Source organism: Acinetobacter sp. UBA6720 (assembly GCF_002454215.1).
Lineage (GTDB): Bacteria > Pseudomonadota > Gammaproteobacteria > Pseudomonadales > Moraxellaceae > Acinetobacter.
In genome coordinates, this window is sequence record NZ_DKIK01000120.1 from 1 (window position 1) to 4,185 (window position 4,185).

Annotated in this window: 4 protein-coding genes; 2 read left to right on the forward strand and 2 right to left on the reverse strand. The window is 43.1% G+C overall.

Annotated features, from left to right (window positions below; translation table 11 throughout):
* Positions 1-477: fatty acid desaturase (locus B4F08_RS10390; RefSeq protein WP_291374321.1), on the forward strand; the 477-nt coding region annotated here is incomplete at its 5' end.
* 53 nt (positions 478-530) lie between these two features.
* Here B4F08_RS10390 and trmB read toward each other — a convergent pair.
* Positions 531-1,247, reverse strand: a complete 717-nt coding sequence (gene trmB, locus B4F08_RS10395; RefSeq protein ID WP_086208879.1) for a tRNA (guanosine(46)-N7)-methyltransferase TrmB — start codon at positions 1,245-1,247, stop codon at positions 531-533.
* 192 nt (positions 1,248-1,439) lie between these two features.
* Here trmB and B4F08_RS10400 point away from each other — a divergent pair, with 192 nt between their 5' ends.
* On the forward strand, positions 1,440-3,896 hold the full coding sequence (locus B4F08_RS10400) for an ExeM/NucH family extracellular endonuclease (protein ID WP_291374332.1): 2,457 nt from the start codon (positions 1,440-1,442) through the stop codon (positions 3,894-3,896).
* Between the two features lie 64 nt (positions 3,897-3,960).
* On the opposite strand, the gene B4F08_RS10405 is transcribed toward B4F08_RS10400, so the two are convergent.
* On the reverse strand, positions 3,961-4,185 hold a 225-nt coding region (locus B4F08_RS10405), incomplete at its 5' end, for an STAS domain-containing protein (RefSeq protein ID WP_291374322.1).

Genomic DNA, 4,185 nt, shown 5'->3' on the forward strand with positions numbered 1-4,185 from the left:
CACCATCAGCATTGCATGCAGGACGAAGATATTGAAGCGAAAAGTGCAACCATGAAGTGGTGGCAAGCTTTACTTTTTGGCCCTATTTTTCCATGGATGTTGCATAAAAAAGCCTTTGAGGTTGGGACTAAAACCCAGAAAAAATGGATGTCTGCTGAGCTGGTTGCCAACGTCATGGTATTGTTTTTGGTTTTTGTGATCTTGGATATCAGTATTTTAAAATACCATGTCAGTGCCATGTTGATTGGACAATGCATGACGGCTTTTTTTGCGGTGTGGACGGTGCATCATGATACGGAAGATCATGTGTATATGGCGCGTACTGTGCGCAATGAGTTTAAACGGGTCGTGACCTACAACATGTTTTATCATGTGGAGCATCATTTGTTTCCCGCAGTGCCGACACGACGTTTACATATTTTGGCAAAACGTTTGGATGAACATGATCCAACGGTTGAAATTCGGCATGTGTTCTAACATTTTAAGCATAAAAATAGGGCTTTCGGCCCTATTTTTTTAAGATCTACAATTTAGTTAATTTTCTTAAATAAGAAGTCGTTGATCTTATGACCTTCTTCGAGTCCACGACGTTCAAATTTAGTTTGTGGACGCCAGTCTGGACGTGGGTAGCTGTTGCCTTTGCCTGCCATATTTTCAAGATTTGGACGGTTATCGAGTACATCAATCATCCACTCTGCATACGGTTCCCAGTCTGTCGCTGCGTGGAATGTTCCACCCATTTCCAACTTTTGCTCAACCAGTGGCATACGGTCATGGGAAACGAAACGACGTTTGAAGTGGCGTTTTTTCTGCCATGGGTCTGGGAAGTAGAGTTGCACAGCGTTGATGCTGTTGTCTGGCATTTCACGTAATACTTGAATGGCATCTGCATCTAACAGACGAAGATTGGTTAAACCTGCAATTCCAGCTTCATACACACATTGTGCGATCCCTGGAACATGCACTTCAATCCCGACATAGTTACGTTCAGGGTTGGCCTGCGCCATCAAGACCAATGAACGTCCCATACCAAAGCCAATTTCAACTGTGAGCGGGCGTTCTGGATGTTCAAACTGTTGGCGTAAGTCACCTACAGGGTATTCCAAAATCATGTGACCATATTGTTCAAGCGCAGTGCGTTGCGAGGTGTTCAGCGGAGATGAACGACGCATAAATGTCACAATTTCGCGGTGTTCATTTAAGTTGTCTAGCTCGACGACTTGCTGGTCTAATTGATCATTCGTCATAATTTTGGCAGATGTAGAAATTCGAAAGCGGTATTGTAAGTCCTGAGCAGGACAAGTCAAATTTTTTACTCAGAATTTATCAAATTCAGCACGCTCTATTTTGATTAGCCTAAAAACTGTCATCATTTATTAATCACGATGTAACGAATAAAAATTAACCTGCCATACGATTTAACCAACTGATAAAAAATGATGAAGAATTTTAAGCCACAGATATTAAGCCTGAGCCTGATTTTGGCAGGTTGTTCCTTTCCCGCGTATGCACAGCTATTATTTAGTCAGTATGTAGATGGAAGCAAAAATAAGAAAGGGTTGGAAATTTATAATCCAGACCCGACGACGGTCAACTTGGCAGAATATCAGATCAAGCAATATGCAAATGGCGAGACCAGTGCAAATTTGACAGTGAGTTTGTCTGGGCAATTGGCAGCAAAGGGGTATTATCTGGTCGGGCATTCTGCTTTAAAAGAAGCGCTGGGCGATGCGGTGCAACAGCAGGCGAATTTAGCTTTCAATGGTGACGACGCTTTGGTGCTCTATCATAATGGCGTTGCGATAGACCGCTTTGGTACAGTGGGGGAAAGGCCAAGCACTGGATGGGGTGGTGTTGCAAAGGAAAATAGCTTTAAACGTACGCAATTAAGTAATCATGTTTCTAGTGCAGGGATTGACGTTACCGCACCGTTTGATTTGGCATCGGCATGGGAAAAATGGTCAGACCGAAATGCATTTTCCAGTTATCTTGCTGGAAATACAGTGGCACCACCATTGACCAGCGTGAGTTGTAGTACGACAGCGACCCCAATTGCGACATTGCAAAGTGCATCGCAAGATGTGGAATATGTAGTGAAAGGCGTAATCACGGCAGATTATCGTTATAACAATGGTTTCTCAGGTTTCTTTATCCAAACCCCAGATGCTCAAGCCCAAGCCAATACCAGCAACGCGGTGTTTGTTTATGTTCCCTCTTCAAGTAGTGTGACAGGTGGGCAAGTGGGGCAGGAAGTCATTTTCAAAGGCAAACTGAAAACCTATCAAAACCAACTGCAGCTTCAAGATTTAAGCAGCGGTATTAACGTATGTAATCCTTCGGCACATGACTGGGTTAAGCCAACGGCGATCAATTTGCCCTTTGATAATTTGACTGAAATGTCAGGACATGCACCAAAACGTTATCAGGGTATGTTGGTCAATATTCCTCAAACTCTAACGGTCAGTGAAAACTATGACTATGGGCGTTATGGTCAGTTGGCTTTAAGCCCTGCGCGTTTATATATTCCAACCAATTTATATCCTGCCAACTCAACCGAAGCCAAAGCACTGGCACAACAAAATTTACGTTCTAAACTGATTTTGGATGATGGTTACAACAATCAGAACAGAACACCGTGGTTGCCAACTTCCTTTGGTGCTAAAAACACCCTACGTACAGGTGCACAACTGCAAAATGTACAAGGCATTTTAGAATACCGTTATAACCAATGGCGAATTCAACCTGTGCTTAATGCAACAACACCGCAAGTCTTAGACGCGACAAACCCACGTGCAAGCGTTCCAGCAAAGGCTACACAACAAGTTCGTGTTGCAGCATTTAACGTACTGAATTATGACAATGGTTTGGCGCAAGGTTTTCCGACGGAACGTGGTGCAAGTTCTGAGGCTGAGTTTAAAAAGCAACATCAGAAAATTGTCAGTGCATTAAAAGCGATTGATGCAGATGTTTATGGTCTGATGGAAATTGCCAACAATGGTTATGGCGAGCGTAGTGCAGTTGCATATTTAGCCCAAGCGCTAGGGAGCGATTGGAAATATGTAACACCTCCAAATGCTGACAAACTCGGAACCGATGCGATTGCTGTTGCTATTATTTATAATGCTAAGCGGGTCAAACCAATCAATGTCGCAGCGGTCTTTGATGATCAGAGTCAGAAAAATCGTGTCACGATGGCACAAACCTTTCAAGCTTTATCTGGCGGGAAGACTTTTACAGTTATTCCCAACCATTTGAAGTCTAAAGGTAGCTGTCCAGATGATAAAACTTCGATAGAGGCAGATCAGGGCGATGGTCAAGGCTGTTGGAATCCAACCCGCGTTAAAGCAGTGCAAGCGTTAATGCAATGGGTCGCAAAAAATCCAACGCAGGTGAGTAAACCAAATGTCTTACTGTTGGGGGATATGAATAGTTATGCCAAAGAAGACCCAATTTTGGCGCTTGAACAAGCCAACTATAAAGTCTTGTTGAATGATGAAAAAATTGGTCAGGGGAAAGCAGCTTATAGCTATGTCTTCGGTGTAGCCAGTAATGCCCAAGGTTATGGTGGCGCAGGCAATTTAGACCATGCGATTGCCGATGCAACACTTTATCCTTTGGTGAAAAAAGCATTTGCATGGCATATCAATGCGGATGAACCGACGGCACTGGACTATAACGAAGAATATAAAACTGAGGAGCAAATTGCTGCATTCTATGCAGACGATGCTTACCGCTCTTCTGACCATGATCCTGTGATTGTGGATTTAGACTTAAACGATGCAGTGGCTAATGAGGATGATAAAACCAGTGCGGGAAGTACAGGGCTGTGGTCTGCATTAGGGTTAATTGGTTTGGCCTTATATGGCAGTCTAAGACGTCGTAAGAATCAGCCTTAACTCTCTTTATGGATAATAATAAAAGGGCGTTATCGCCCTTTTATTATTATCTAGGGTTTCAGTTTTATGAGCTGATGCGGTCAATGAGGGTGCTGCTGGCTTCATTTAAGCCTAACACCTCGACCACTACACCGCGGGCTGCAAACTTTTCAACCACAGCATTTAACATTTGGACTGAAGTCATATCCCAAATATGTGCATGGCTGAGTTCAATTTCAACCTTCTGAATATGTTCGTTAAAGTCAAAAAACTGAAAGAATTTCTCTGAGCTGCTAAAGAAAATTTGACC

Coding starts and splice junctions, on each gene's coding strand:
- trmB (WP_086208879.1), bottom strand. CDS start 1,247: ATGACGAATGATCAATTAGACCAGCAAGTCGTCGAGCTAGACAACTTA.
- B4F08_RS10400 (WP_291374332.1), top strand. CDS start 1,440: ATGAAGAATTTTAAGCCACAGATATTAAGCCTGAGCCTGATTTTGGCA.